The 25566-nt window shown below is 51.2% G+C and carries 22 protein-coding genes; 15 read left to right on the top strand and 7 right to left on the bottom strand.

Going from position 1 to position 25566, the window contains the following annotated elements:
- Positions 1 to 45: 45 nt before the first annotated feature.
- Positions 46 to 225: a hypothetical protein gene (locus QWY20_RS15050; RefSeq protein ID WP_330129821.1), complete on the top strand. Its 180-nt coding sequence runs from the start codon at positions 46 to 48 to the stop codon at positions 223 to 225.
- Positions 226 to 317: 92 nt separating this feature from the next.
- Positions 318 to 2306: a S9 family peptidase gene (locus tag QWY20_RS15045; RefSeq protein ID WP_330129820.1), complete on the top strand. Its 1989-nt coding sequence runs from the start codon at positions 318 to 320 to the stop codon at positions 2304 to 2306.
- A gap of 39 nt (positions 2307 to 2345) precedes the next feature.
- Here the strand turns inward: QWY20_RS15045 and QWY20_RS15040 are convergent, their stop codons facing one another.
- Complete coding sequence (locus QWY20_RS15040; protein WP_330129819.1) at positions 2346 to 4625, bottom strand: patatin-like phospholipase family protein; 2280 nt, start codon at positions 4623 to 4625, stop codon at positions 2346 to 2348.
- Positions 4626 to 4740: 115 nt separating this feature from the next.
- Between QWY20_RS15040 and QWY20_RS15035 the strand changes: the two genes are divergently transcribed.
- From QWY20_RS15035 to QWY20_RS15020, 4 genes are read left to right on the top strand one after another with little or no spacing between them, the layout of a single operon-like run.
- A complete protein-coding gene (locus tag QWY20_RS15035) occupies positions 4741 to 5388 on the top strand; it encodes a cupredoxin domain-containing protein (RefSeq protein WP_330129818.1) in 648 nt (215 codons plus the stop codon).
- Positions 5389 to 5398: 10 nt separating this feature from the next.
- On the top strand, positions 5399 to 7729 hold the full coding sequence (locus QWY20_RS15030; RefSeq protein WP_330129817.1) for a putative bifunctional diguanylate cyclase/phosphodiesterase: 2331 nt from the start codon (positions 5399 to 5401) through the stop codon (positions 7727 to 7729).
- Positions 7726 to 8556 carry a DUF3034 family protein gene (locus QWY20_RS15025; protein WP_330129816.1) on the top strand — a complete coding sequence of 277 codons (831 nt, stop codon included), beginning with the start codon at positions 7726 to 7728 and terminating at the stop codon, positions 8554 to 8556. Before QWY20_RS15030 ends, QWY20_RS15025 begins: the two co-directional genes overlap by 4 nt.
- The gene (locus QWY20_RS15020) at positions 8556 to 8975 is read left to right on the top strand and encodes a group I truncated hemoglobin (RefSeq protein WP_330129815.1); all 420 of its coding nucleotides are present in this window, start codon (positions 8556 to 8558) and stop codon (positions 8973 to 8975) included. Before QWY20_RS15025 ends, QWY20_RS15020 begins: the two co-directional genes overlap by 1 nt.
- A gap of 9 nt (positions 8976 to 8984) precedes the next feature.
- Here the strand turns inward: QWY20_RS15020 and QWY20_RS15015 are convergent, their stop codons facing one another.
- Both QWY20_RS15015 and QWY20_RS15010 read right to left on the bottom strand, forming a co-directional pair.
- Positions 8985 to 9212 carry a DUF2798 domain-containing protein gene (locus tag QWY20_RS15015; RefSeq protein WP_330129814.1) on the bottom strand — a complete coding sequence of 76 codons (228 nt, stop codon included), beginning with the start codon at positions 9210 to 9212 and terminating at the stop codon, positions 8985 to 8987.
- A 26-nt stretch (positions 9213 to 9238) separates the two neighbouring features.
- On the bottom strand, positions 9239 to 10150 hold the full coding sequence (locus QWY20_RS15010; RefSeq protein WP_330129813.1) for a GGDEF domain-containing protein: 912 nt from the start codon (positions 10148 to 10150) through the stop codon (positions 9239 to 9241).
- A gap of 103 nt (positions 10151 to 10253) precedes the next feature.
- Here QWY20_RS15010 and QWY20_RS15005 point away from each other — a divergent pair, with 103 nt between their 5' ends.
- Positions 10254 to 11198, top strand: coding sequence for a D-2-hydroxyacid dehydrogenase (locus tag QWY20_RS15005; protein ID WP_330129812.1), 945 nt, complete (start codon positions 10254 to 10256; stop codon positions 11196 to 11198).
- 68 nt (positions 11199 to 11266) lie between these two features.
- Complete coding sequence (locus QWY20_RS15000) at positions 11267 to 13294, top strand: hypothetical protein (RefSeq protein WP_330129811.1); 2028 nt, start codon at positions 11267 to 11269, stop codon at positions 13292 to 13294.
- Between the two features lie 33 nt (positions 13295 to 13327).
- Here the strand turns inward: QWY20_RS15000 and QWY20_RS14995 are convergent, their stop codons facing one another.
- A complete protein-coding gene (locus tag QWY20_RS14995) occupies positions 13328 to 14161 on the bottom strand; it encodes a pseudouridine synthase (protein WP_330129810.1) in 834 nt (277 codons plus the stop codon).
- 84 nt (positions 14162 to 14245) lie between these two features.
- Between QWY20_RS14995 and QWY20_RS14990 the strand changes: the two genes are divergently transcribed.
- Positions 14246 to 14878, top strand: coding sequence for a choice-of-anchor H family protein (locus QWY20_RS14990; RefSeq protein ID WP_330129809.1), 633 nt, complete (start codon positions 14246 to 14248; stop codon positions 14876 to 14878).
- A gap of 68 nt (positions 14879 to 14946) precedes the next feature.
- Entirely contained in the window at positions 14947 to 15822 is an 876-nt protein-coding gene (locus QWY20_RS14985; protein ID WP_330129808.1) for a hypothetical protein, read from the top strand.
- On the opposite strand, the gene QWY20_RS14980 is transcribed toward QWY20_RS14985, so the two are convergent.
- Positions 15817 to 17202, bottom strand: coding sequence for a PhoH family protein (locus QWY20_RS14980; RefSeq protein WP_330129807.1), 1386 nt, complete (start codon positions 17200 to 17202; stop codon positions 15817 to 15819). The genes QWY20_RS14985 and QWY20_RS14980 overlap by 6 nt on opposite strands.
- A 249-nt stretch (positions 17203 to 17451) precedes the next feature.
- Between QWY20_RS14980 and rapA the strand changes: the two genes are divergently transcribed.
- From rapA to QWY20_RS14955, 5 genes are all read left to right on the top strand, one after another.
- The gene (gene rapA, locus QWY20_RS14975; protein ID WP_330129806.1) at positions 17452 to 20361 is read left to right on the top strand and encodes an RNA polymerase-associated protein RapA; all 2910 of its coding nucleotides are present in this window, start codon (positions 17452 to 17454) and stop codon (positions 20359 to 20361) included.
- A gap of 6 nt (positions 20362 to 20367) precedes the next feature.
- On the top strand, positions 20368 to 21018 hold the full coding sequence (locus tag QWY20_RS14970) for a pseudouridine synthase (RefSeq protein WP_330129805.1): 651 nt from the start codon (positions 20368 to 20370) through the stop codon (positions 21016 to 21018).
- Positions 21019 to 21236: 218 nt separating this feature from the next.
- Complete coding sequence (locus tag QWY20_RS14965; protein WP_330129804.1) at positions 21237 to 22307, top strand: OmpA family protein; 1071 nt, start codon at positions 21237 to 21239, stop codon at positions 22305 to 22307.
- A gap of 110 nt (positions 22308 to 22417) precedes the next feature.
- Positions 22418 to 23191, top strand: a complete 774-nt coding sequence (locus tag QWY20_RS14960; RefSeq protein ID WP_330129803.1) for a DUF3530 family protein — start codon at positions 22418 to 22420, stop codon at positions 23189 to 23191.
- Between the two features lie 42 nt (positions 23192 to 23233).
- The gene (locus tag QWY20_RS14955; RefSeq protein WP_330129802.1) at positions 23234 to 23656 is read left to right on the top strand and encodes a hypothetical protein; all 423 of its coding nucleotides are present in this window, start codon (positions 23234 to 23236) and stop codon (positions 23654 to 23656) included.
- On the opposite strand, the gene QWY20_RS14950 is transcribed toward QWY20_RS14955, so the two are convergent.
- Positions 23617 to 24456 carry an ion transporter gene (locus tag QWY20_RS14950; RefSeq protein WP_330129801.1) on the bottom strand — a complete coding sequence of 280 codons (840 nt, stop codon included), beginning with the start codon at positions 24454 to 24456 and terminating at the stop codon, positions 23617 to 23619. The two genes, QWY20_RS14955 and QWY20_RS14950, sit on opposite strands and share 40 nt — an antisense overlap.
- Before the next feature lie 37 nt (positions 24457 to 24493).
- Positions 24494 to 25303: a co-chaperone DjlA gene (gene djlA / locus QWY20_RS14945; RefSeq protein ID WP_330129800.1), complete on the bottom strand. Its 810-nt coding sequence runs from the start codon at positions 25301 to 25303 to the stop codon at positions 24494 to 24496.
- Positions 25304 to 25566: the final 263 nt, after the last annotated feature.

Here is a 25566-nt window from a genome sequence, read left to right as displayed (position 1 = left end):
GCTTCCTATTACACTGACGTTTTGACGGTTTCGCAGGATGCAACCATGCCACCTATTTTTATCATTCTGGGTTTACTCTTTGTTGCCTTATTTATTCTGGTTACGGTGTTAGAAAAATACGGTAAACGCCGCAGCGACGAAGAGCTGAGCAAAATTACCCGCTATATTTTTCCGCTGGTGGGTATCGTGCTGCTGGCTCAACTGCTGTACATGCTATTTCGCTAATTATCTCAGCAGGGGTGCTGACAATCTGTTTTGCCTTGTAACCACCAGCAATCTGGGCTGAAATCTGCTGCGACCCACTCAGGAGTATACCGATGATCCGCTTGTTGCTTGTTTGTTCTTTGCTGCTGTCTTTGGCGCTGCATGCCGCGCCACGCGGCATGCAGCCGGACGATTATTACCGCTTTACCTTTGTGGCGGATCCCCAGTTAGCGCCAAATGGCCGCCAGGTTGCCTTTGTGCACAGCACCATTGCTGATGATAAACGCAGCCGGCACAGCAATCTGTGGCTGGTAGCAACCGATGGTAAGTCGGAGCCGCGCCAGCTGACCTTTAGCGACGGGGATCGCAGCCCACGCTGGTCACCCGATGGCCGGCAGTTGGCTTTCATCTCTGGTCGGGGCGAGGGCCAGCAATTGCACCTGCTGCCTATGGCGGGAGGTGAGGCCAGGGCTATTACGTCTTTAAAGCAGGCCGGCCTTCGTGATTTTAGCTGGTCACCCGACGGCACCCAGCTACTGCTTACGCTTTCGGTGGATCCAGGGATTGACGATCCAACCGTAGCCAAAACCAACAGCGACGAGCCAAAAGCTGATGTCGTGGTGATTCGCCACGCGCTGTACAAAAGTGATGGCGGCGGCTACCTGAATGAGCGCCGCTCTGGCCTCTGGCTGCTGGATATCGCCACGCAGCAACTCACTCGCCTGACCGGCGATGCCCGCTGGCACGATCACTCGGCGCAATTCTCCCCCGATGGCAAACAGATTGTGTTTGCCTCCGATCGCAGTACCGATGCGCTGGAAGGCAGTATGCAGCAAGATCTGTTTGTCATGGATCTGGGCAGTGGCAGCGTCTCCCGACTGGATACCCTGCCCGGCCAGGCCAGCTCACCACTTTGGTCACCGGATGGGCGCGAACTCTTGTACCGCCATCAAGCCGACTACTTTGAGCCTGAGCAACTGGTCATCTACCGCTTAAGCGACGGTCACAACCGGCGCATTGCCAAGGACTGGGATCGCTCAGCCACCTCGCTGCACTGGCCGGAGCGGGGCCGGATAGTGATGGGGGCCGATCACCTGGGTTCACGTCCTTTGTTTGAGCTCAATTTACGTCGCGATCGGACCAGCATTCGCCTGAGCGAGCACGGCAGTGCGGGTAGCTTTAGTTTTGCTGCCAATGGTAAAGCTCTGAGCTACCTGTGGCAGGATGAGCAACAACTACCGGAAGTCTGGTTCCAGGATGGCAACAAAGCACCACGCCAACTTACCCGATTCAATCAGGAGCTGCTAAGCGAGCTGAAGCTGCAGCCATTGCAGTCGTTTTGGTTTGAGCACGAGCAAGGTCAAAGTCAGGGCTTTTTGCTCAAACCTGTCGGCTGGCAAGCCGGTCAGTCTTATCCACTGATCCTGAATATCAAAGGCGGCCCGGGTGGCATGTGGGGGCATCAGTGGTTCCATGAATTCCAGATGATGGCTGCCGCTGGCTATACGGTGGTCTTTACCAACTACCGTGGCAGTACCGGTTATGGCTATGCACACCAGAACGCAGTGCATGCTGACTACGGTGGGGTGGATTATCGCGACAATATCGCCGTGCTGGAACATGTGTTGCAGCAACACGACTGGCTGGACAGCTCCCGCCTGTATCTTACCGGCGGCAGCCACGGCGGCTTTTTAACCAACTGGATCACCACTCAAACCGATCGCTTTAAAGCCGCAGTGACCCAGCGCAGTGTCAGCAACTGGCTATCCGAAGCCGGCACCCAGCAGTATCCGCCAAATTCCATGCGTCGCGAGTTTGCCGGCACTATCTGGCAAAATTTCGAGCTGTATTGGGGCCGCTCGCCGTTGAAGTATGCCGATCGGGTCAGTACACCAACACTGATTATTCACAGCACCGAGGATCACATTACCCCGATTGGCCAGGGTGAAGAATGGTTTTACGCCCTGAAAGCCAATCAGGTGCCGGTGGAGATGGTGGTGTTTAAAGGCGAAGGCCACAGCCTGTCCAGAAATGGTACCCCAGTCAATCTGGTGGAGCGGCTGAAACGTATCCTGGAGTGGTTTGAACGCCATGGCGGCTAACCCCAGCGGTGCATGGAAGCACCGCCAGTGGATACATCATTAGAAGTGATGTCCTAACGACAAGTACCAAGATTCAGTCTGGCTGCGCTCATCACTTTGGGCGCGGCCATAGCCAAAGAACAAGGGACCAAGCGGACTATCCCAGCCCAGAAACAGGCTGCCAGCCCAAAGCCAGGTGTCGGTTTGCTGTGCCTGATTCAGATTCAATAAATCATCCTGCACCCGGCCCCGCTCAATCGAGCCACCGATATACCAGGGCATATTTAAAAACGACAACTGCGGTTGCGTCAGTTGATACTGGTAAACCAGGCTGCCAAAGCTGACGGTACTGCCATACAAATACTGATGAGGGTAACCAGACAGATTTAAAAAACCGCCCAGACTAAACTGCTCCAGAATCAGCGCAGGGTCATCACTACGATACCGCTGCCAGCGCCAGCGGCTATGCAGCCGATGCGCCTGCCAACCTTTGGCTGCCAGTACATCCAGGCTCAGAGTGCGACTGCTGCCACGCTCAGCGCCGGATCGATCCTGCAACCATTGCACTTCTGAGTGAAGCCGGATACCCCGACCTGGGAAGTTGATGTTATCCAATGTATCCCAGCGCCCCTGCAGCACAGGGCCATGCCGTTGATAGGAAATACGCTGACCAGCCACCGGATCACTGAGCGAACCCGGAGCACGGTAACGCCCCACACGCCTGGTCCAGCCACTGGCGACAGTAAGATGATCACTGGGATGCCAACCTGCCAGCATGGTGCTGATAAACTCACTGTGATTCAAATCACCCAACGAACGCCGATTTTCATCCTCCAGCACCTGGCGCTCACTGAATGCCGCCAATTTGCCACTGACAAACGTAGCCGGACTTATCACAGGCCAGTACAGCTCTGTGCTGATGAGCTTATCACTGCCTATGCCAAGCTCTGAATACCACTCGGCACCAAGCGGACTCAAATTGGTATACAGATAACTGGCGCCCAGCTGGTAATGATGTTTATTCTGAAAGTCATCCTCAAAGCGCAGGCGAAAATTCAGATAGCCTGGCCCCCAACTTTTCTCCTGCACCAGCACCTGCAACTCGGTGCTGTCATCGTCCAGAATAGTGAGCTGCTGTGACACCCGCTCAAATACATCCAGACCATACAAACGCCGGATACCTTTTTCCACCACCTGGCTATCGTAAATATCTCCCGGTTCAATGCCCAGTCGCTTCAGCAGCATACTATCCGCCAGTGTGGATTGATTGTGTAGCACAATCCGATCAATGGGTTGCTCAGGATTCTCGGATAAGCGATGCGTTAACAGCCATTGATGGTATGCTTCTGCCGGTACCGACAACTGCTGCAAAGCAGGAACTGCAGCGGCTGTCTGATAGCCAATCCCGGCTCCTACCATTAGACGCTCAAAGTCCAGTGTGCCAATGCCGCTTAGCTCTGGCTGCAGTAAGATATCGTGTTCGGATAATAAGGCCAGCTGCACGGCCAGTCCCCGTCGAACCAAAAAGTTGGTCAACTGTTCGGAGACACTAAACGCATCGGTCAGATCGTCTTTTTGCAGCAAAGGGGCATCAATGCTGACCGCGATAATCCGCTCAGCGCCGAGCGCTTTGGCTACATCTACCGGTAAGTTGTTGGCAACGCCTCCATCCACCAGGATGCGCTGATTGATTTCGAGCGGACTGACCACGCCGGGAATGGACATCGAAGCCTGCACAGCCTGAAGCAAGCTGCCCTCAGCCAGCACCACCGCCTCACCACTGACTAAATCAGCCGCCACCGCCCGAAATGGAATAGCCAATTCATTAAAATCCAGTTGATTGGCCTGCAGGCCATAAGCCCGTTGCAGCAATTCAGCCATGGCCTGACCATGCAGTACTCCTTTGGGCAGATGCACCCCATCGAGCCGCACCCCTAACTCCAGCTGGATCGGGTAAGCATCACGCTGTTGTTTGCGTCGTGATGGCATCTCATGCCGCTGCACCCGGTCCTGAAAGCCTTCACTCCAGGGTAGACCGGTTAAAATATCCTCAATCTGAGCAGGACTTTTGCCGCTGGCATACAAACCGCCGACAAAGGCACCGATGCTGGTACCAACGACCAGATCGACCGGAATTTGCTGCTCTTCCAGGTAACGGATCACACCCAGATGGGCGCCGCCGCGGGCGCCCCCCCCACCCAATACCAAAGCTACACAGGGGCGATCGATCACCATGTCGCATGGTTGAGGATCTAAGCGGGGCTCAGCAATACCTGCTAATGTCCAGGCACTAAGTACACAGCCACTCAACCAGCCGCTCCACACTCTTGTTTGATGCATCCAATACCCTTGCAACTTGTTAATAATGATTGAGTCCACCCCAACACCTTGCTAAGGTTACTAGAGACACAAAAATACCGACTTTGTGTCATAGACTGACCCGGGGCTGCTTGCTATGACATTATCTGTTGGCTGGACCACACTCTGTTTACTTTGCAGTTTCATCAGCTTGAATGCAACTGCCAACTCGTGGCAATTCTTTATCCAGGACCAAGATGGTCAGCCACTGGATGATGCCGTGGTAGAGCTCATTCCACTGGACCACCAACCATCAACCAGCCTGTCACCAACATTACAGGCCACTATCCGCCAACAGGGATTGAACTTTGTGCCTTTTGTATCCGCAGTTCAGGTGGGCACCGAAGTCGATTTTCCCAATCTGGACAGAACCCGTCACCATGTGTATTCCTTTTCAGCGGCGAAAGTGTTTGAAATTCAGCTCTACCATGATCGTCCCGAACAACCAGTGCTGTTTGATAAAGCTGGTATTGTCGCTCTTGGCTGCAATATCCATGACTACATGGAAGCTTATGTGTTTATTAGTGAGAGTCCGCTGCTAGCGGTCAGCGATAAGGCGGGCCTGGTGCAATTTCATCAGTTGACTGAAGGACGTTATCAACTAACTATTTGGCATCCATTCCAGCAACAGGAATGGATGCCGAAAGAGCTCAGCTACGATGGTGGCTCTGCCCAGCTGCAGTTTGCCGTGGAGGTCCAACACCGGCCGAAGCAACCCACCCCACAACGTGGTTTTGGCTCCTAGGCGATCACCCATGCTCAATTCGTTACGTCATCGCTTACTGCTGGTTATTATCACGCTGCTTGGCCTGCTGGCACTGGCCACTGCACTGGCCAGTCTGACTGCCATGAAACAAGACAGTCAGCAGCAAGCACATCAGGTATTGCAGGTTGGTGCCAATGTGTTCAGCCAATTACTGGCCGACCGATCTGTCCAGCTTGGCCAATCGGTACAGGTATTGGCGGCAGATTTTGGTTTTCGTCAGGCGGTAGCCACATCCGAGTCGGCCACCATTCAATCGGTGCTGGAAAACCATGGCAGCCGGATTGATGCACAATTGGTGGTACTACTCAGTCCGCAAGGCGACTTACTGGCCAGTACCCGCGATGAGCTGACCGAACACCAGCTCAGTGCACTGTTGCAGTCAGGCCAGCAAGCCCTTGCTGGCCTTCACAGCAGCATTTTACCGCTGGCAGGCCAAGCCTATCAGTTGGTTCTGGTCCCAGTACGGGCACCGAATGTTATTGCCTGGGTGGGTATGGGCTTTGTGTTGGACGATGCCCTGGCTTTGCAGTTAAAAGCCATCACCGGTCTGGATATCAGTTTTGTCCAGCACCAGGCCGGACAGGATCTACGCCTACTCACCTCCACCTTGGGCCAGCAAAGCCTGGCAGCCTTATTGCCCCATAACCAGGCTTTAACCGCCTTAACCGATGAGCCCTCTGCCAGCGAAGATCAGCGTTACCTGACGTTAAGCCGGCCACTGGAAGAAACAGGGCTGTGGGCCTTATTGCATTTACCAAACAGTCGCTGGCTGCAAAATTACCAGAGCATGCGCAGTCAGCTGCTCGGGATCTTTGGTGTTGCTTTAACCATAGCCTTACTGGTTGCTTTTTGGCTGGGCCGAAGCATTACAGAACCATTGCAAACACTGACCAACTTTGCCAGACAGTTGGGAGAAGGTAAAACCACCAGCACTTTGCCGCAAGCTCAGGGTGAAGTGGGAGTACTTAGTAAAACCCTGAGCCAGATGCAGCAACGGCTGGCCGAGCGGGAGCGTTTACTGATTGAGCAGGCCGAGCGAGACCCACTCACCGGCCTGTACAACCGAAGTGCGGCTGAATGCTGGTTACAACGTTACGCCAGCGAGCATGCTGGCGTCTTGCAGCTGCTGAACATCCGAAACTTCCGACATCTGAACGATGCCTTTGGCCTGGATACGGGTGATCAACTGCTGCAACGGCTGGCAGATCGCATCAGGCAACTTGAGCCACCGCCACTGTTCAGCGCTCGGGTTGGCGGTGATGAGTTTTTATTAGTGTACAACGAGCTACCCGCCACACTGACCCAATGGATAGCTTCGCTGCAAGCACCCTATCCACTGCAACAGAGCACCATCAGCCTGCAACTCTCTCTTGGCTATTATGAGTTTGCTGTGCATGAGACAGAGCCAGTGGTAGTCAGTACCTTGCTACGCCGCGTTGATATTGCCAGCGCTGCGGCTAAACAACTGAGTGAGGGTATGGCTGGTTATCAGGCAGGTCAGGATGAGCGCCACCTTCGCGAGCTGACCATTATTCAGGATTTGCCGGCGGCTCTTGCGACAGATAAACTCAGCATCTGCTATCAACCCAAAGTCTCACTGCAGCAAAAAAGCTGCTATGCTGCTGAAGCTTTAATCCGCTGGCAGCATCCAAGTCTTGGGTTTATCCCACCGGATGAGTTTATTCACTTAGCCGAACACAGCGGCCATATTCAATTGGTGACCGACTGGATGCTAAGCCGGGTGATTGCGCAGGCTGCACAGTGGCAGAGCACTCATCCAGGTTTAAAGCTGGCAGTGAATCTTTCGCCGGTGGATCTGATCGATGAGCGACTGCCAACCCGTATCCAACAACTGTTAGATCAGGCCAGAATGCCTCCTAAGATATTGGCATTGGAAGTCACCGAAGGTGCCGTGATGCAGAACCCGGAGCGGGCCATTTGGATTCTGCGTAAGCTGGCCGATCTTGGGATTGAGCTGGCGATCGATGACTTTGGTACCGGCCATTCATCATTGGCCTATCTGAAGCTGTTGCCGGTGCATGAAGTGAAAATTGATCGGGCTTTTATCAAAGACATTGAACACAACAGCGACGATGAACTGATTGTAGAAGCCGCCTGTCGGTTAGCCAAAGGCTTAGGGTTTCAGATCACCGCCGAAGGACTGGAAAACCGGGCAGGCCTTGCTAAATTGCAGGTGCTTGGTTGCGATACCGTTCAGGGCTATTATTTTGCTAAACCTATGCCCGCCGTTGACTTTGCCAACTGGCTGCAGCAATTTCAGCACACAGCTGCCAACTATTTCCAAAAGGACAGTGCATGAACAAAGCAGTGATCGGGTGTTTTCTTGTTTTCCTAACCCTGCCAGTGCAGGCCGGCAGCCGGGTACTGGCTACTGGAGGGGCAACGACCATTGAAGGGGCTGCTGGTGGCGGTATTGTGCCCTGGGCCGTGATCAACGGTTATGGCAGTGATGATGAGTGGAGTTTACAGGCTTTTGGCAGCCGGGTCGGTGTTGATGATTTCACCCTGCATTCAGCCGGTGTTGGGTTAAGTATTGATAATCGCTGGGAGCTCTCTTATGCCAGACAACAGTTCAAGCTTGATACCATTGGTGGACAATTACGCCAGGATATTGTTGGTATCAAATACCGCCTGACGGGACAGCTGCTGTATACCTCGCTGCCACAAATCAGTGTAGGCCTGCAATACAAGTATCATCAGGATTTTGAGTTACCCTCACTGGTGGGCGCCCGCTCCCGCAGTGGCGTTGATCTGTACCTGGCGGCCAGCACGGTCTGGCTGGATGTCATTGCAGGCCGTAACTTGCTGCTAAACGGCACGGTGCGGGCTACTCAAGCCAACCAGACGGGTTTGCTTGGTTTTGGCAACGCAGAGAATCAGCGTCATCAATTGATGTTTGAAGGCTCGGCAGCTCTGCTGCTCACTCATCAGCTAGCCGTAGGGGTTGAATTTAAGCAAAAGCCAAATCGACTGGCATTTGCCGATGAGCAGCACTGGCGCGATGTGTTTGTCGCCTGGTTTGTTAACCCTAATCTGTCAGTCACCGCGGCTTATGTCGATTTAGGCGACATTGCTGGCCTGCCCTCGCAACAAGGGTGGTATCTTGCTTTAGAAGGAAGCTGGTAATGAAGTCACTGCTTATTGTACTGAGTTCGACCCTGCTACTGTTAGCGTGCAGTCAGACACCTCAGTCTAGCTTATATCAACAACTGGGCGAAGAAGCCGGCATCACTGCAATTACGGATCACTTGCTGCATCACATTGAGCATGACCCATTGATCGTGCAGCATTTTCGCGATACCGACATTCCACGCTTCCGGCGTTTATTGATTGAGCAACTGTGCGAGCTATCCGGCGGTCCCTGCATCTACAGCGGAGCCACCATGGAAGAAAGCCATACCGGCCTCAACCTAAATACCCGGGATTTTGATCGCTTGGTTAATCACCTGATCAGTGCCATGCAGCAAGAGGGCATTCCTTATGGTGTACAAAACCAGTTGCTGGCGCTACTGGCACCGATGTACCCGGAAGTGGTAGGTCGCTAGCTGGTTGTTTTATGGCTGGCGAACCAGCATAGCGGCTAAACGACGGCTAATCGGAGCAAAAATAAGTACCAGTGGAAAAGCACAGGCATGGGCGACCAGATAGGCTTTAAGCCAGGTTTGCATAAAACCGGTAAACCAGCCGAGATTGAGCAATGTTAAAATACCGGACATTAAAAAAGCCATAAAGCCAGACATAATAAAAGCAAAGATCAGTGGCTGAAGTTTCACCGAGAACATAAGGAGACCCTAATTAAAAAAACGGATTATAACGCAGAAGTTTTGGCAACGATACAGCAGTTTCTGCCAGCAGCCTTCGCTTGATACAAGGCTTTATCAGCATGTTGTAACAACTCAGTCAGGCTTTGCTGAGGCTGAAGCTCCGCGATGCCAACGGATAATTCAATCGGTAGTGTCTTAGTGCGATAACTCATAGGATGGGATGCCAGCTGCTGCTGAATACGTTCGGCCACTTGTACAGCCTCAGTAGCTGCAATGTCAGCCAGCAAAATGACAAACTCCTCACCACCGTAGCGAGCAAATAAATCGTAATTGCGCAATTGCGACTGGATATGCTCGCAAATAAACTGCAAGGCCTTGTCGCCAGCCAAATGGCCATGAGCATCGTTTAATTGTTTGAAGTGATCAATATCCAGCATCAATAAACTACAGGCGGCGCCAGTTCTTTGCTGATGTTTCAAGACTTTGCCAGCCTGCTGCATAAAGTAACGCCGATTGGCTATGCCGGTGAGTACATCGGTGTTGGCCTGGTTTCTTAGCAGCTGCTCTGCTTGCTGCAGAGCGAACTGCAGGCGCTTTTGCTCGGTAATGTCCTTTGCATGCAGTAAAATGGCACCTTGCGCATTGCATTGCTCCGACATCAAATACCAGTGACCAGTTACAGTATCCGCCTCAAAAATCCGAAACGGCACACTGCGCCTACGCTGACCAGCGTACAACAACCAATCATCCAGATCGGTGGTTTCGATAAGTAAGCCTGACTTTTGCTGATGGCAATGACGGATAATGTTAGCAAAACTCATACCTGTGAGCTGCTCCAATTCAATGGCAAAAATCTCCGCTAATGCCGGGTTGGCAAATACCAGTTGGTCTTTTGCATCAAAAACACCGTAGCCATCGCCACTGTTGTACAAGAAATCAACCAGCATTTTATGCATCTGGGCCGCCGTTGTTGCATAAAAATCAAACTCTGCATCAATACTAGCTTACGGTGGGTAAAGCAGTTAGGATCATGCCAAACAATCATTGCACGAGGCATTTGTGACCAACAACGCCGCTTATCTTGATGCAGGATCCGTTGGCGATGCGGATCTAAGCCCATTGCAGCAATTACCACTGCAGTTGACCTTATACCCCAACACAGGCCCTAATCAAGTGTTGACCAGGTTGCACGGTTGCCAAATCGCTATCGTTAATAAGGTGGTACTAGACAGCGCAGTGCTCAGGCAACTACCCGAGCTACGTTATATCGCCGTGACTGCCACCGGCACCAACAATATTGATCTGGCCGCAGCAACCGCTGCAGACATCAAGGTTCAGAATGTCGATAACTATACCAGCGCTTCAGTAGCGCAACATGTCTTTGCCCTGTTACTGCATTTCACCAACCAATGCACAGCGCATCACCAGAGTGTCCAACAAGGGAGCTGGAGCAAAAGCGCACATTTTTGCCTGCTGGAGCAGCCAATGCAGGAATTGGCAGGTCAAACCATGACCATCGTCGGTTACGGTGCCCTTGGTCAGGCCACAGCTCAGCTGGCCCGGGCTTTTGGTATGCAGATCTGTATTGCTGAGCGACCAGACGCTGCCAGTTGCCGTCCGGGGCGAACCCCCTTTCGGCAAGCACTGGAACAAGCTGATGTGCTGTCGTTGCACTGCCCACTCACAGCAGATAATCACCACCTGATTGGCGCTGAACAGTTAGCCTGGTTAAAACCAACAGCCATACTGATTAATACCGCCCGTGGTGGCCTGATAGAGCCTGCTGCTCTACTGAGTGCTTTGCAGCGGAATAAGCTGTATGCTGCAGCTCTGGATGTCTTGGAACAAGAACCCCCGGCCAGCACCCACCCACTTTTGCAAGAGTCTCATTCCAGATTGCTGATAACACCCCATGTGGCCTGGGCAACCCGGGCTGCACGCAATCGCCTGATTGCGAGCACTGCCAGCCAACTTTCCCATTGGCTTAAGAATCAAGCCGGATAAAGCTGTACAGCATCCATAATCTGACGCACAATGACCACAACAAATTTATGACACCTGCTTGATTCTTTATGCATGCTGCTTTCATTCTGCTGCTGTTACTTTTTCTGAGCTATGGCCCTGCTTTTAGTGCCACTCCTAGTGCCACTCCCGAGTTCAGGCCCTCCCTGATCCGTCAGGCTCCCGAGCAGTTCCTTGAGCAAGCCATGCAGCAACCTGCTCCTAACTCCAGCAGTTACTGGCTGGAGCTTGCTTATGCCCAGCTGTTACTGAACCAAAGAGAAAGTGCTTTAGTGAACATTGAGCAAGCCATTGCATTGGCGGTGCTGCTGGATGATCAGCCGCTGTTTCAAGCCCAGCTCTACCATACCAAAGCCGAAATTTATGGCCGCTTATATCGCAATACTGAACTGGGTATTGAAGCCTTGCAGCAAGCCTTGCAGTGGCTGGAGCCTTTGCAGGATGAGCGGGCCCGCAAAGAGAAAAACGAGCTGTATGAAAGTCTGGCTCAGGCTCATTTGCAAAACAGCGACTACGCGCAAGCAATCTTTTATGCCGAAAAGAGCCTGGCTGAAGCCATGTTGCCCCAACAGGAAATGAATGCACACTTCCTGCTTGGGCGTTTGCATCTGCAAATGAACCGGATCAATCAGGCTTTTTCTCACTTTCAATCCACCTTAACACTCGCGACCCAGTTGGAGGCTTATCATGCCTACCCACTGGTCCAGTTACGTTATGGTATTGGCTACCAGAAAATGGGGCTACCCGAGCAAGCTCTGCAGGCCTTCCTGCAAGCAAAGGAAGGCTTTAGCAACTATCAACGTGAACGTGCTTACATCAATAGTTTATTAAGGGTAGCTAGTGTTCAGTTGGACCAGAATTGGCAGGATGAACAAACCTATGCTTATCTGCAAGAAGCGCTGCAGCTCAGCCACCAACATGGTGATGCTTACAGCATCGCCGAGAGTAAGTTCTATCTTGGCCAGTGGTATCAGCTTCAGCAACAACAAGCACTGGCGTATGATTATTTTGAGCAAGCTGTCAGCATTGCCACTCAGATTAACAGCCATAGTCTATTAAACCAGGTACAACTTATCCTGGCCGAAAGCCTGCTCCAGCAACAAGAGTTTGAACGAGCCAAATCGCTGTTCCAACAGCTGACCATTGAGCCAGAGGATCACAGTCAGGCTTTATTTCTACGCTACCGCTATGCAGAGCTGGCGGCAGAACTGGCGGCCTGGCAACAAGACTGGCAGCAAGCTTTTCACTACAGCCAATTGGCCCGGGCGCTGCGCTTTGATGATTTGCGGGAACAGTATCAGTTGAAGCTAGACTACTTGCATCAAGGTACCCCAGCAGCTGCAATGGTAGACTCTCATCCAGCTTTTCTACCAAGCTATTGGCTGATAACAGTGACTGCAACGTTGCTCTTGCTGGTCGTGGTACTTGGCCGGTTTGGATGGCAACACCGTCAGCGGCTTACTCCGAATCAATTGATTTTCTCCAGGCAATGGATTCAGTTCAGTGAAAAACTGGTGGCGGAACAACGGCAAAAACTCCCCTTACAGTTGATGGCCGTTACTTTAAGGGGCTGTCAGCAATACAAGCAACGCCATGGTGAGGTTCAGCTGCGCCAGGCATTGATCAGTTTGCTACAAAGTTTGAATTTTCCTGAAATTATCCAGGTGACCATTCACAGCGACGTTCTTTGGCTTGGGCTGAACTGCCCAGATGACCAGCTACCAGCACTGGAACAAAAAGTATTGCTGCACTTAGGGCAGCAGCGCAAAGCTCTCAAACCCATCCCTCAGTTGCAAACCCTGGTATTGCCATTGCAGGCTATGTTGGGTGAGCCTTTTAAAGCCCAACACCTGCAAGCGCTGCGTGAAGCAGTCTGGTTAAGCTGGTATCTGGCTGAGCAGCTTAATCCAAGTGACGATAACCTCTATCTGCAACTAAAGGTACTGGAGCAACGCCCCTGCGAGTGGATGGCAGAAAATATCCGACAAGACTTACTCAATGCATTGCAACTTGGCAGCATCGAACTCTGGCAGCAGCAACGCTTGCTCAACCCCAGTATTAAAGAGCTCATCGAATAAGGTAAGTGATAGCATGGCAAGCCTGACGCAATTTTAGCCTGCAAACAAACGCAATGCCTCGGGTAAGTGGAATACTTTGTCTGTGTTATTAACTGGACAATACCAGCCTAGCTCAACTGCCTGAAGGGCTAAGGTATCAGCCGCTGAGTGCGCATTACCATAGCGCGGATCTCCCATCACAGGGTGGCCAGCAGCAGCAAAATGGCGACGAATTTGGTGCTTGCGCCCGGTCAGCAAGTCTACTTTTAGCCAGCTAACCCCACTTTCCAGCTGTTTGTATACAACAAACCGTGTCACACAGGCTTTGCCATCCAACATCAGTGTCAGTTCGCCCGCATTTTTAAGCGCATCGGATAACCGCCCTTGCACCGCCACATGATAGAGCTTCTTGATCTGACCGCGCTGAAACTGCTGGCTTAAACTGGCAGCAGCCGCGGCATTGTGAGCCACCAAAAGCAAGCCACTGGCTTCCCGATCGAGCCGATGCACCAGATGCACTGGCCGCTTTGTTTGCAACTCAGCCTGTCGCAGCAAAGACAGATGATCACCAAAGAGGCTGCCTTGCGACAACACACCAGCCGGTTTCCACCAGACAGAATAGGCACGCTGATCCAGCAATAACTGGCTGTGCCCAGCCGAGCGTTGCAGGATTTCCGCATCATAATGCAGCGCCAGCGTCTGGCCAGGGAGTAATTCAGCTTGCGCCCGACGCAGTCGCTTTTGCTTTTTTCCCTGTTGCAACCAGACGGCGCCTTTTGCCATCGCATCTTTCAGCCGGCCTTTGGATAATACTGGCACTTGTTCGGCTAAGAACTGTATCGCAACAACTTTTTTCTCGATATGCCAGCTACGGCTTAGCTTGGTCACCTTGGTTCCTTCTAGTTCAGCAGGGATTCATGCCTTTCACTCTATACCTAGTATTGTACGCAAGAGAGAAAGGAAGGAATAGCCATGAAGTTGCTACTAAGTGTCTTGCTGTTAATCACTGCCTCCAGCCTCGGTGCTGAACAACCTGTCAGTACCACCCTGGAACAACGTGGTACTGCCGAATCCGAAGCCATGGATGAAGCAACCGGCTTGGTCAGTGCACAAAGTTACAGTACCGATGTCTGGTTTCATCGCCTAGAGTTGGAGCTCAGTGGTGATTTCAATAACAACGGTTTTTATCATCAGCTCTACCTGAAGTTCGATGCAGACACCAACAGGTCCAGCCTGCCTGTTTGGGCCGAGTTTAGCCTGCAACGGCCAGGCCGGGCGGAGCAACTGTTTCATATTAGCTCGATTTTCACCCTGTATCGCCAAAGCCGACATGACTGGTTTGCCATTGATACCACTCTGGAGGCACACTATCCGGCCGGCTATTACGATCTGATCATTCGGCTGTATGATGCCAGTACCGGCTGGTTAGTGGCTGAAATCTCTGGCTATGACGAGCTCATTCTGGCTGATTTGCCACTGGAAGATTATCAACGCGATCAACAGGTACTGACCGTGGTAGAAAGCTACGGCGGAAGCCTTGGTATTTTTGGCCTGTTAGGGCTAAGCTTACTGCTTTGGCGGCAGCAATCAAAAAGGTGCAAGTGACCAAGATTACAACGTATTTTTTCTGGTTTTGGCTGTTAGCATGTGTTGCCGTCCCGGCATTTGCCAGCATGCAACTGCAACGAGGCAGCAGTCAGGATGGTGAGTTGCACTACCACTATTCCTGGCACCAGCAAGGGCAACCCGTTAATTTTTCATTTCAACTGCCTGAGCAGAGTGTGCACCAGCATATAAGCAGTTTTCGCCGCTACTCGCCTCAACTGGAACATACGCTGATGCGTCAGGCCCTGCAACAGGAGTTAGGCAGGCAAAACATAGCAGGCATTCAGGTGGAACTGCCACCAACTGGCTTCCCATTGCCACTGAAGGTAACAGCCAGGCACGCTGCAGATGCTCGTGTATTGCAACAACAGCTAACAGCGCATCTGCAGCAAGCCAGACAAGATTACTTGCAGCGTATTTATCATACCGAGCTGACACTAAAGCCCAATCGTCGGGTGATTATGATCGACCATCCGCGCATTGTCGCCGATGCTCTGCATGATTTACTGCCGGTTGCAGCTGCCCTGCAGCAAAAATTCCCCTACACTACCACCCGGGAAATTAGCCAGTTCTTACTGGACTGGTTGCAGCGGATCCCTTATCAGGAACTGTACGATCGAAATATGAGCTCCGCTGCAGGCTTCTTGCCCCCTCTACAACTCATTCAGCAACACCGGGGCGACTGTGATAGTAAAGTGGTGCTGATGGCAGCTCTACTGCGCTTGCTGTTACCCGATGTACCCCTGGTTATCGTGTATTTACCTGAGCACGCGATCATTGGCATAGGGATGCAGAGTCAAAGTAGTGACCAACAGCTAAGATTGGACGGGCAAAACTTTGTACTGGCCGACCCAACCGGGCCGGCCTTACAACAGGTAGGTGAGATTGCTAAGCATTATCAGCTGTATCTGCAACCTGGTATCGTCAATTACCGTAAACTATAAATTTTCTTCTGCAAAAGACGCCAGCCGACTGCGGACCACGCCATTTAAATTAATGGTGGCACTGCCCGGGAAATTTTTGAAACGTTCAACAATATAGGTTAAACCCGAAGTCACAGCAGTCAGGTAGTTGCTGTCTATCTGGCTGAGGTTGCCGGAGCAAATCAACTTGGTCCCCTCACCACAGCGGGTGATAATGGTCTTGAGCTGAGCTGCACTTAAGTTCTGACACTCATCCAGAATCACTATGGCGTTCTGAATGCTTCGGCCACGCATAAAATTAACCGATTTGAACTGAATATTGGCTTTATCCATGATGTAACCCACACTGGCATGGGGATGCTCATCAGTTTTGTGTAATACCTCCAGCGAGTCGGTAATGGCCGCCAACCAGGGCGCCATTTTCTCTTCTTCTGTACCGGGCAAAAAACCTATCGACTCGGCAATTTCCGGGGTATTGCGCGTCACAATTACTTTGTCGTATAGCCCCTTTTCAATCACCAACTCCAGGGCAGCCGCCAGTGCAATCAGGGTTTTCCCACAACCCGCCGGGCCTGTCAGGATCACCAGGTCCATGTTGGGATCCAACAAAGCCTCCAGCGCCATGGCCTGATAAATATTTTTGGGAGTAATCCCCCAGGCATGTCGGTGCATCATGCGCTCATAGCCTAAATCCCGAACCCGAATTTTCTGCTCATTGATAGCAACCACCTGGCCGGCGAAAGACTCCGCTTCATCGATTAGAAATTCGTTGATATAGGCATCCGGCAGCAATTGCCGCTCCAGCAAGTGCAAGATATCACGATCTTTTTGTTCGGTCTGACACTCTTTTACCTGCCCCCAGAACTCACCCGGAAACCGGTAATAACCTTTGTACAAAAAGCGAACATCGTCTATCAACTGGTCGGTACGGTAATCCTCCACCAGCTTTAAACCAGCTCCTTTGGCTTTAAGCCGCATATTAATGTCTTTGGTCACCAGAATGACTTTTTGCGGACTACGCTCACGCTGCAAATACAAAGCCGTATTGATGATCAAATGATCATTTTCGCCACCGGGCAGGCCGGGTAACTCATCTTTTAAGTGGTGATCATTGATGATGGTAAGATGACCCGATATTTTCTGCTCACCATGCAATGGCAAAGCCACCCCATGCAGCATTTGCTCCGGGCTGGCATCCCGCAGTACATCCTCCAATGCCCGAATGGCCACCCTTGCATCCCGGCTGACATCTTTATTGCGGTCTTTGATATGATCCAGCTCTTCGAGCACGGTCATTGGAATAACGACATCGTGTTCCTGAAAATTTAAAAACGCAAACGGCTCATGAAGAAGTATATTGGTATCAAGCACATAAATTTTCTTACTTCGTTTTCTCACCATGAAAATCTCCTTGAGGGCACACAGGCTGCAAGTAAGCTTCTGATTAAGGATAGTGCAAGCTGCTAAGAGCGCTGGCAATTCTCAGTTCAACCGCACAAAAAAACAGCAAACAGTCGATGACAAGTCTAAGACAACCGCATGACCACTGCATGACAACGTGCAGTATGCCAGCTGAAGATGCGAGTTTCCGGGTGCAGAACAGCCCATTTCCCTGTACCATAGCGCCCCCTGTTCGTTACTGGATACATCATGTCGTTTGCTTTAGGTCAGCGCTGGATCAGCGAGAGTGAGTCCGATTTAGGTTTAGGGACGGTAGTGGCATTGGATGATCGCACCGTCAGCATTTTATTTCCTGCCAGCGGCGAGCAACGTTGCTACGCCAGACAACAGGCTCCTCTGTCGCGTATTCGCTTTTTAGCCGGCGACAGGGTACGCAGCGCTGAAGGCTTCGAGCTGACCATCAGCCAGGTTGAAGAAGTGGCTGATACTCTGGTGTATCACGGTATTCGTAACGACAATCAGCAGCACACGCAACTACGCGAAATCCTCCTCGACCACTTTTTGAGCTTTAGCCAACCACAAGACCGTATGTATGCTGGTCAGATAGACCGGCTGGAAGCCTTTAGTCTGCGCTATCAAAGCCAGCAACAGTTGCATCGGTTACAACAGGATCCGTTGCGGGGGCTAGCGGGAGCTCGCATTAGCCTTATTCCGCATCAGCTTTTCATCGCTGAAGAAGTCGCCAAACGTCATGCTCCGCGTGTCATGTTGGCCGATGAAGTCGGTCTGGGTAAAACCATAGAGGCAGGACTGATCCTGCACCAGCAACTGATCAGCGGCCTGGCTCAACGCGTCCTGATTCTGGTACCTGAGTCACTGCAGCACCAGTGGTTGGTAGAAATGCTGCGCCGTTTTAATCTGACAGTCGCCATCTTTGATCAAGAGCGTTGTGAACAAAGCGCTCTCGATCAACAAAATCCTTTTGAAACAGCCCAGATCGTATTATGCAGCATGGAATTTTTGAGCAACTCGCCCGAATGGCTGGCGCAAGCGGAGGCTGCCTCCTGGGATTTGTTGGTGGTCGATGAGGCTCATCACCTGAGCTGGGATGACGTAGCACCCAGCCTGGCTTATCAATGCGTAGCCAAGCTGGCAGCGCAGATCCCAGGCATTATCTTGCTGACAGCCACCCCGGATCAATTAGGCCACCGCAGTCACTTTGCCCGCTTGCAGTTGCTTGATGCCGATCGTTTTTATGATTATCAGGCATTTTTAGAGCAAGAAACACATTTCCAACAGATAGCGACATTAGCCGAACAGCTGTTACAGCAGGACCCGCTGTCAGCTGCAACGGCAGCAGGCCTACAGCAACTGCTGCAGGATCCCAGCTTAACTTTACCACTGCAACAACTGCAACTTACAGGGCTTGAGTCATCAACACGGTCACAACTGCAACAGCAAATTCTGCAACCACTGCTGGATCGTCACGGCACAGGGCGTATCCTGTTTCGCAACAGTCGCCGCACCATCACCGGCTTTCCAAAACGCACCCCCTGTTTTATCGGGCTTGATATGCCAGCTGCCTATCAAGACAGTGCAGAGCAACTTCGGCAAACTACCGTTGCATCCAAAGAACTTGAAGCCCTGCTCACGCCTGAGCGTTTGTACAGTCGACAGCATCCAGGCAGTACCTGGTCCGAGCTTGACCCACGGATAGATGCCTTAATCCAGCTGCTGAAACAGCATAAAAAAGATAAGTTCCTGCTTATCTGCGCCCATGCAGAAACCGCCATGGAGCTGGATAAAGCCTTGATGCAACGCGAAGGCATTCGCGCTGCAGTTTTTCATGAGCGCATGAGTATACTGGAGCGGGATAAAGCAGCAGCTTATTTTGCGCAGCAGGATTACAGCGCACAAATATTGCTGTGTTCAGAAATTGGCAGTGAAGGCCGCAACTTTCAGTTTGCGCACCATTTGGTGTTGTTTGATTTACCGCTGAACCCGGATTTGCTGGAACAACGCATTGGCCGGCTGGATCGGATTGGCCAACAGCAAGACATTCTGCTGCATATTCTGTACTTCAAACAATCGGCTCAGGATTATCAACAGCAATGGTATCATCAGGTACTCAATGCGTTTGCTCATACTTGCCAGACTGGTGCAGCCGTGTTTCAGCAAACCGCGGACTTATTCTGGTCCTTACTACAAACACCAGGCTGGCAACCTGAGCAATTGGCTGACTGGTTACGCCAAAGCACAGCGCTGCAACAGCAGCTGCAACAGCAGTTAGAACAAGGTCGCGATCAACTGCTGGAACTAAACTCATCGGGAGGGGCCCGTGCCGGTTTGCTCAGTCAGCAGCTGGCCAAACAGGATAACCAGCCTGATCTTGCTCTTTTCATGTGTCAAAGCTGGGATCAATTGGGTGTTCAACAGGAAGAGCGCTCCGATACTTGTCTGATCCTGAAACCATCCGAACAGCTGGAAGACAGTTACTGTCCTGGCTTGCACGAAGATGGCATCAGTATTACCTTCGACCGTGCTACAGCACTGGCTCAGGAAGATATTCAATTCTTAAGTTGGGATCACCCAATGGTGCTAAGCACCTTAGATTATTTGACAGAACAACAGCGCGGTAATAACAGCGTCGCTTTGCTGCACAATCCGGCCTTGCCAGCTGGCAGTTGGTTTTTGGAGTTAATCTATCTGGTTGAAGCGACTGCACCCGCTAAGCTGCAACTGGGACGCTACTTACCCGTAACTCCTATGCGTTTGCTACTGGATCCTCAGGGACGCGATCTAGCCAAAGCCGTGTCATTTTCCCAACTGGAGAAGCAACTGGCACCCCTCGCCAGACAGGGGGCGGCAAAAGTTGTCAAAGCACTGCGTAAACAGCTCGATAATAGCCTGTCTCAAGCTGAACAAATAGCACTACAACAACTTCCTGCTATTCAGCAGCAAGCTCAGCACTGCATGCAACAGGCCTTAGGCGCCGAAGTTGAGCGCTTACAACAGCTACGGCAGGTGAACCCAGCCGTGCGGCTGGAGGAAATTGCTTTTTTGCAACAACAGCAGACGGACCTTTGCCACTACATTGCTAAAGCACGCTTAAAGCTCGATGCCATCCGTTTGGTGATCGTCAGTCATGATAAACCCTAGACCAGCATGCTGATTGACTACCAACCACCACTACACCCTTATTTGGAGATTCTCTACCAGGATGATGACATTCTGGTACTGAATAAGCCGAGTGGCCTGTTATCGGTACCGGGCAAGGCTCCTGAGCACCAGGATAGTTTAAGCTGGCGGGTACAACGGGTGTTCCCGACCGCCCGGGTTGTGCACCGGCTTGATATGGCGACCTCTGGGCTGGTTGTCATGGCCATGCACTTGCAAAGTCAACGCCATTTAAATCGCCAGTTTGCTGAGCGGCAGGTGCAAAAACGCTATATTGCCTGGATAGAAGGCTTGTTAGCGGTGCAAACAGGAACCATTGAAGTGCCCCTTATTTGTGACTGGCCAAAACGGCCACAACAAAAAGTGTGCTTTGTGCAGGGGAAAAAAGCCTGTACCCACTTTCAGCTGCTGACACAGACCAATACAGCTAGCAAAGTTGCACTGATCCCTGTAACGGGCCGCTCCCACCAGCTACGGGTACATATGCAATGGCTTGGCCATCCGATCGTGGGTGACAAATTTTACAATGACCATGCGCTTCCTGCCAAGGAGCGGTTGTTACTTCACGCAGAGTCACTGCAGTTTTATCACCCAAATCACGGCAACTGGCTTCGGTTTCATAGCGACTGTCAATTTTAGCGGTATCCAAATACAAACCCCACTGCCAACAAGGTGAAAAGATGCTACACTTAGCGCATTTTGTTAACCTGGGGTTCAGCTTGTTTGCTTAAGATAGCTATGACCATCAGAAACTGTCGTTTTTAAGGATTTGTCTGCATTATTTACGGGATTGGTTTGTTAAATAAGCATTTTCCCTATAAAATTGGCAAGTAAGACTTCACCTAAAGGAGAATTGGATGAAACGTAAAATTTGTTCAGTAGCTGTTGCTGTTGCTTTGCCAATGATGGCTGGTACAGCTTACGCTAATACCCCATCAGCCGCAGAGCTGCAAGAGCGTATGTTTGGCTCAGTATTCGCTGAATACTACATGCCGGATCGTAAGAAAACCCGTGATGTGGAATGGGATTATCTGACCCGTGGACCAGGTGTTGGTCTTGAGCTTGGTTACCGTTTTGATGAGAACTGGGCTGTTCGTGTTGAGTATGCTCGTCAGCGCCTGAAAAACAAATTAACCAGTGATCGTGTAACTGGCAATCGTGTTGGTATTGATGCCATGTACCATTTAACTAACTCTAACCTGTATCTGGTTGGTGGTTACAAACATTTTGATATGCATCATTCTGATGCACTGAATGTTGGTATTGGTTACCGTGCTTTTTTGAACGAAAACTTAGCCTTTTATGCTGAAGCAAATCGGTACCAAGAGCTGAGAAAGAGTGGCTTTGCTGATGCAGGTCTTAAAGCAGGCCTTACTTATGTGTTTGGTAGCTCATCTGCTCCAGCTCCAACGCCAGCTCCAGCTCCAGCTCCAACTCAGCCAGCAGTGGTTGACTCAGATGGTGATGGCGTACCAGATCATCTAGATCAGTGCCCGAACACCCCTCGTGGCCACAAAGTTGATGAGCGTGGTTGTACTGTGTATCAGGAAGTTGAGCAACGTGTCGGCAGTGCAGAAATCCGCGTTCTGTTTGCATTCGACTCTGCTGAAGTATCCCGCGAGCAACGTGCTGATGTTGCCCGTCTGGCTGACTACCTGAAACGCTACCCAACAGCGACTGTTGAAATTGAAGGTCACGCCTCGCGCATTGGTGCTGCTGATTACAACCAGCGTTTGTCAGAGCGTCGTGCCCGTGCCGTTGCAGATTTGCTGGTGAACACCCATGGTATTGAGCGTTCTCGTATCAGCACAGTAGGTTACGGCTTCAGTCGTCCTCGTATGGAAGGCGCTACTCGTGAAGCGCATCGTGCCAACCAGCGCATTGAAGCTCTGGTAACAGCACGCATCAAAGAGCCTGTAATGCGTTAATCGCTGGTCTCTTGCATAAAAAAACCGCTGCCAGTCAGCGGTTTTTTTTAACTTTTTTTTCTGCTGGCCGATACAAGGGACTCTGACCCATCACCCAGCTGGAGCTACAGATGCAATTCTTTGGTTTCGTAGCACTGCTTTTGTTGTTATTACCCGGCCTGACGGCAGCAGCAGTAACCCAATCAAATTGGCTGCAGGCTGATCTGCAGCATTACCTGCCCGACTGGGAACTGCACCTCATTGGCGAAGCCTCAGACAGATTACTGGTAATACATCGAGAAGCCATGACACCTTACCAACAAGGCACGCTGGTGTTATTACCGGATCCAAGCCAGCACCCGGCTTCCCCACGCCAGATCAACTTTCTGCGGCATGCAATGAATCAGCATGGCTGGTCAACCGTTGCTGTCCTGCCCAACTATCCGGCCCTTGCAAACACAGCAGCAGATAGTGACGATGGCGAAACACTCTCTCTGTTCCAACAACAATTGCAATTGGTGTTAAGCCAGCAAGCCTGGCAAGCTGGCCATCTGGTGATCCTGGCACAAGGGCAAAGCGGCTATCTGCTGAGCCAACTGGATTGGGCCCAGCAACCCAGGCAACCAGAAGCGCTGGTCTTCCTTAGCAGTTACCATATGGATCCAGCCAGTAACCGCGAGCTGGCACAACGCATCTCACGGCAGACGATACCGGTGCTTGACTTAGCACATCACCGTGATTACCTGCATATCACCAGCACTTTCGAACTTCGCCGCCAGTGGAGTCATCGGCATGCCAACTTATTATATCGTCAGCGCCTGATAACAGGACATGCCGAGCTGGAAACCACACAACAAGTCATGTATAAAGAGGTGTATGGCTGGCTCAGCTATCTTGGTCTATAATCTGTAACGAGCTCCCCTCCATGCATTCTTTTGGTATCTACAATGAAAAATACAACCCGAACTCTATTAACTTTGGCAGGACTTGGTCTGCTGCAGGCCTGTTCTGCCCCTACGCCTGTCGTAGTGGCGCCAGTTGAAGTCATTCCTGAACCTGTTAGCAGTGTTGGCAGCACAATGACACTGATGGAACAGGCTCATGTCTGCCATGATGAAGCAGAAACCCGTCGCCTGGCTGCCAGCTCGCAGTTACGGGCTATGGCTCGTTATCTTGCGGAGCTCCTCCCCACCGATCAATGCACTATTTATGCAGTGACCAGTGAGGTTGTGGTGCTGGAGGAGGGCGAAGGCTATCGCAAAGTTGCTTTGGAAAGTTCGGAGGTATTCACTTTCGACAATTATCTGCTGCCCGCAGCAGCTACCGCTGCTCAACCTTCCCCTGCTCTACCTGCAGTATCCTGCTGCTGATCCAGCCGGCTGTTTAACCGGGCTACCTGTTGCTGCAGCGCTGTCAGCTGCTGCAGCAACTCAGTGTGATGGTCTTCTTGTTGCTGATGATCTTCTTTTCTGGTTTCATTGGTCATAATCTCTAGAATCACCCCCACCATCATATTGAGGAAAATAAAGGTCGTCAGAAAAATAAACACGATGTAGTAAATCCAACTGAGTGGATACACCTCCATGGTGTCGTACATCACATCGGTCCAATCTTCAAACGTTGCTACCCGGAACAGGGTTAGCATCGAAATCGCAATGTCCCCCCAAAGAAACTCATCAATATGAGCAAAAAAGATGGAGCCAACCGCGGCAAAAATATAGAAAATGATAAACATTAACAAGGCGATATAGCCCATCTTTGGAATGGCTTTGAGCAGAGCATTGATTAAAAAGCGCAGCTCCGGCACGATCGACACCAGGCGTAGAACCCGTAATACCCGTAGCAACCGGCCAATGACCACCATCTCACTGTCAGGTAGCGGAATTAAACTGGCCACCACGATCAAGGTATCAAACAGGTTCCAGCCATCATAAAAAAAACGCTTTTTCTGCTCAGCCGATAAAAAACGGATGCTGATTTCAACCAGAAAGAATAGGGTAATCGCTACGTCAAGCACGCTAATGCTCTGCTCCAACCAGACGGGTAAGCGATAGGTTTTTGCGCCTACAGCCAGCGCAGCAATCACAATAACCGCAATCACAAAGCCCTGAAAATAACGACTTTGCTCAATAATTTTCAAACGTTGCAACCAACTGGCATCCATCTGCATGCACGCTACCTCTGAAAAATAAATGATGAAAAAGAGATCAACGCGAACGGCGTTGCTTGATCAACGCATAAGCTGCTTGTATCTCCTGAGCTTTTTGTTTGGTCAACTCAAGCATTTCTTTTGGCATCCCCTGGGCGATCAATTTATCCGGATGATGCTGCGCCATTAATCGTTTGTAAGCTTTCTTCAACTCAGCTTCACTGCAGCTGTCAGACACCCCCAGTAAGGCGTAAGCATCTGCCAGACTTGAGACTGATTGCTGTGTACTGCGCCCCTGGTGACGCCGGTGAGTAAAACGGGCCTCGGCTTCATAACGACCAAGGATCTGCTCAAACTGCAGTGCTGAAAAATCCAGTTGCTCTGCCATTTGACGCAAAATCGTACGCTGCACAGGGCTTACTTTGCCATCAGCCAGTGCTATCCCCAGCTGTATCTCTAAGAACAGCATCAATACATCGGGCCGGTTGCGGTAGGCTTCTTTTAGTTCCTGCAGTTGCTGTTGCCAAGGGAAATGACTGGCTTTGCCGTCCCGAAATGCTGCCTGAGCCTCTTTTTGCTGAACCGCGTTTAGGCCAAGTTGCTCCATAAAATGCTGGGCCTGACGAATATGCGCCGGCGTAACTACTCCAGATGACTTGGCAAGGTGTCCCATGACAGCAAAAGTACTGAACATGAAAATACCCTGCGCCTCCGGCTGGTTACGAAACAAGCGCTGGAAACCACCTTGACGTTCAAATTGCCGGCTCAGCGCCCGATCAAACCAGTGGCCGACCAGCAAACCAATAAAAAGTCCGGGTAAGCGCAAAATAGCCATACCAAATAAGGCCCCAAGAATTTTACCCCACATCAAAAAACTCCTTCAAAGCCTTGGGAAGCACTCTACCTGCACAAATAGCCAGACAACCTCCATTCAGTAGCCACGGTTCAACTGGATAGGTTGCCCATTATACCAGTACCAAGATACTGTACCAGCCCAGAACGTAGTGTTTCTGCGCCCTGGCAGCAGAACAGCATAGCGGGGTAAAGCAATTTGCTTTATCATAAGCACTTGCACGTACTCCCAAATACAAATCAAGGTTTAACTAACAAATGACGTTTCGCTTGACCAGC

Source organism: Alkalimonas cellulosilytica (genome assembly GCF_036325985.1).
Lineage (GTDB): Bacteria > Pseudomonadota > Gammaproteobacteria > Enterobacterales > Alteromonadaceae > Alkalimonas > Alkalimonas cellulosilytica.
Note: the sequence above shows the minus strand (reverse complement) of the source record. Positions and strands in the feature narration are given on the sequence as shown.

Excerpts from the sequence above, each read along its gene's own strand:
- QWY20_RS14955 (WP_330129802.1), top strand. The coding sequence starts at position 23,234 with ATGAAAAATACAACCCGAACTCTATTAACTTTGGCAGGACTTGGTCTG.
- QWY20_RS15050 (WP_330129821.1), top strand. The coding sequence starts at position 46 with ATGCCACCTATTTTTATCATTCTGGGTTTACTCTTTGTTGCCTTATTT.
- QWY20_RS15015 (WP_330129814.1), bottom strand. The coding sequence starts at position 9,212 with ATGTTCTCGGTGAAACTTCAGCCACTGATCTTTGCTTTTATTATGTCT.
- QWY20_RS14965 (WP_330129804.1), top strand. The coding sequence starts at position 21,237 with ATGAAACGTAAAATTTGTTCAGTAGCTGTTGCTGTTGCTTTGCCAATG.
- QWY20_RS15020 (WP_330129815.1), top strand. The coding sequence starts at position 8,556 with ATGAAGTCACTGCTTATTGTACTGAGTTCGACCCTGCTACTGTTAGCG.
- QWY20_RS15000 (WP_330129811.1), top strand. The coding sequence starts at position 11,267 with ATGCATGCTGCTTTCATTCTGCTGCTGTTACTTTTTCTGAGCTATGGC.
- QWY20_RS14970 (WP_330129805.1), top strand. The coding sequence starts at position 20,368 with ATGCTGATTGACTACCAACCACCACTACACCCTTATTTGGAGATTCTC.
- QWY20_RS14960 (WP_330129803.1), top strand. The coding sequence starts at position 22,418 with ATGCAATTCTTTGGTTTCGTAGCACTGCTTTTGTTGTTATTACCCGGC.
- djlA (WP_330129800.1), bottom strand. The coding sequence starts at position 25,303 with ATGTGGGGTAAAATTCTTGGGGCCTTATTTGGTATGGCTATTTTGCGC.
- QWY20_RS15040 (WP_330129819.1), bottom strand. The coding sequence starts at position 4,625 with ATGCATCAAACAAGAGTGTGGAGCGGCTGGTTGAGTGGCTGTGTACTT.
- QWY20_RS15045 (WP_330129820.1), top strand. The coding sequence starts at position 318 with ATGATCCGCTTGTTGCTTGTTTGTTCTTTGCTGCTGTCTTTGGCGCTG.
- rapA (WP_330129806.1), top strand. The coding sequence starts at position 17,452 with ATGTCGTTTGCTTTAGGTCAGCGCTGGATCAGCGAGAGTGAGTCCGAT.
- QWY20_RS15035 (WP_330129818.1), top strand. The coding sequence starts at position 4,741 with ATGACATTATCTGTTGGCTGGACCACACTCTGTTTACTTTGCAGTTTC.
- QWY20_RS15010 (WP_330129813.1), bottom strand. The coding sequence starts at position 10,150 with ATGCATAAAATGCTGGTTGATTTCTTGTACAACAGTGGCGATGGCTAC.
- QWY20_RS14985 (WP_330129808.1), top strand. The coding sequence starts at position 14,947 with ATGCAACTGCAACGAGGCAGCAGTCAGGATGGTGAGTTGCACTACCAC.
- QWY20_RS15025 (WP_330129816.1), top strand. The coding sequence starts at position 7,726 with ATGAACAAAGCAGTGATCGGGTGTTTTCTTGTTTTCCTAACCCTGCCA.
- QWY20_RS14980 (WP_330129807.1), bottom strand. The coding sequence starts at position 17,202 with ATGGTGAGAAAACGAAGTAAGAAAATTTATGTGCTTGATACCAATATA.
- QWY20_RS14990 (WP_330129809.1), top strand. The coding sequence starts at position 14,246 with ATGAAGTTGCTACTAAGTGTCTTGCTGTTAATCACTGCCTCCAGCCTC.
- QWY20_RS15030 (WP_330129817.1), top strand. The coding sequence starts at position 5,399 with ATGCTCAATTCGTTACGTCATCGCTTACTGCTGGTTATTATCACGCTG.
- QWY20_RS14950 (WP_330129801.1), bottom strand. The coding sequence starts at position 24,456 with ATGCAGATGGATGCCAGTTGGTTGCAACGTTTGAAAATTATTGAGCAA.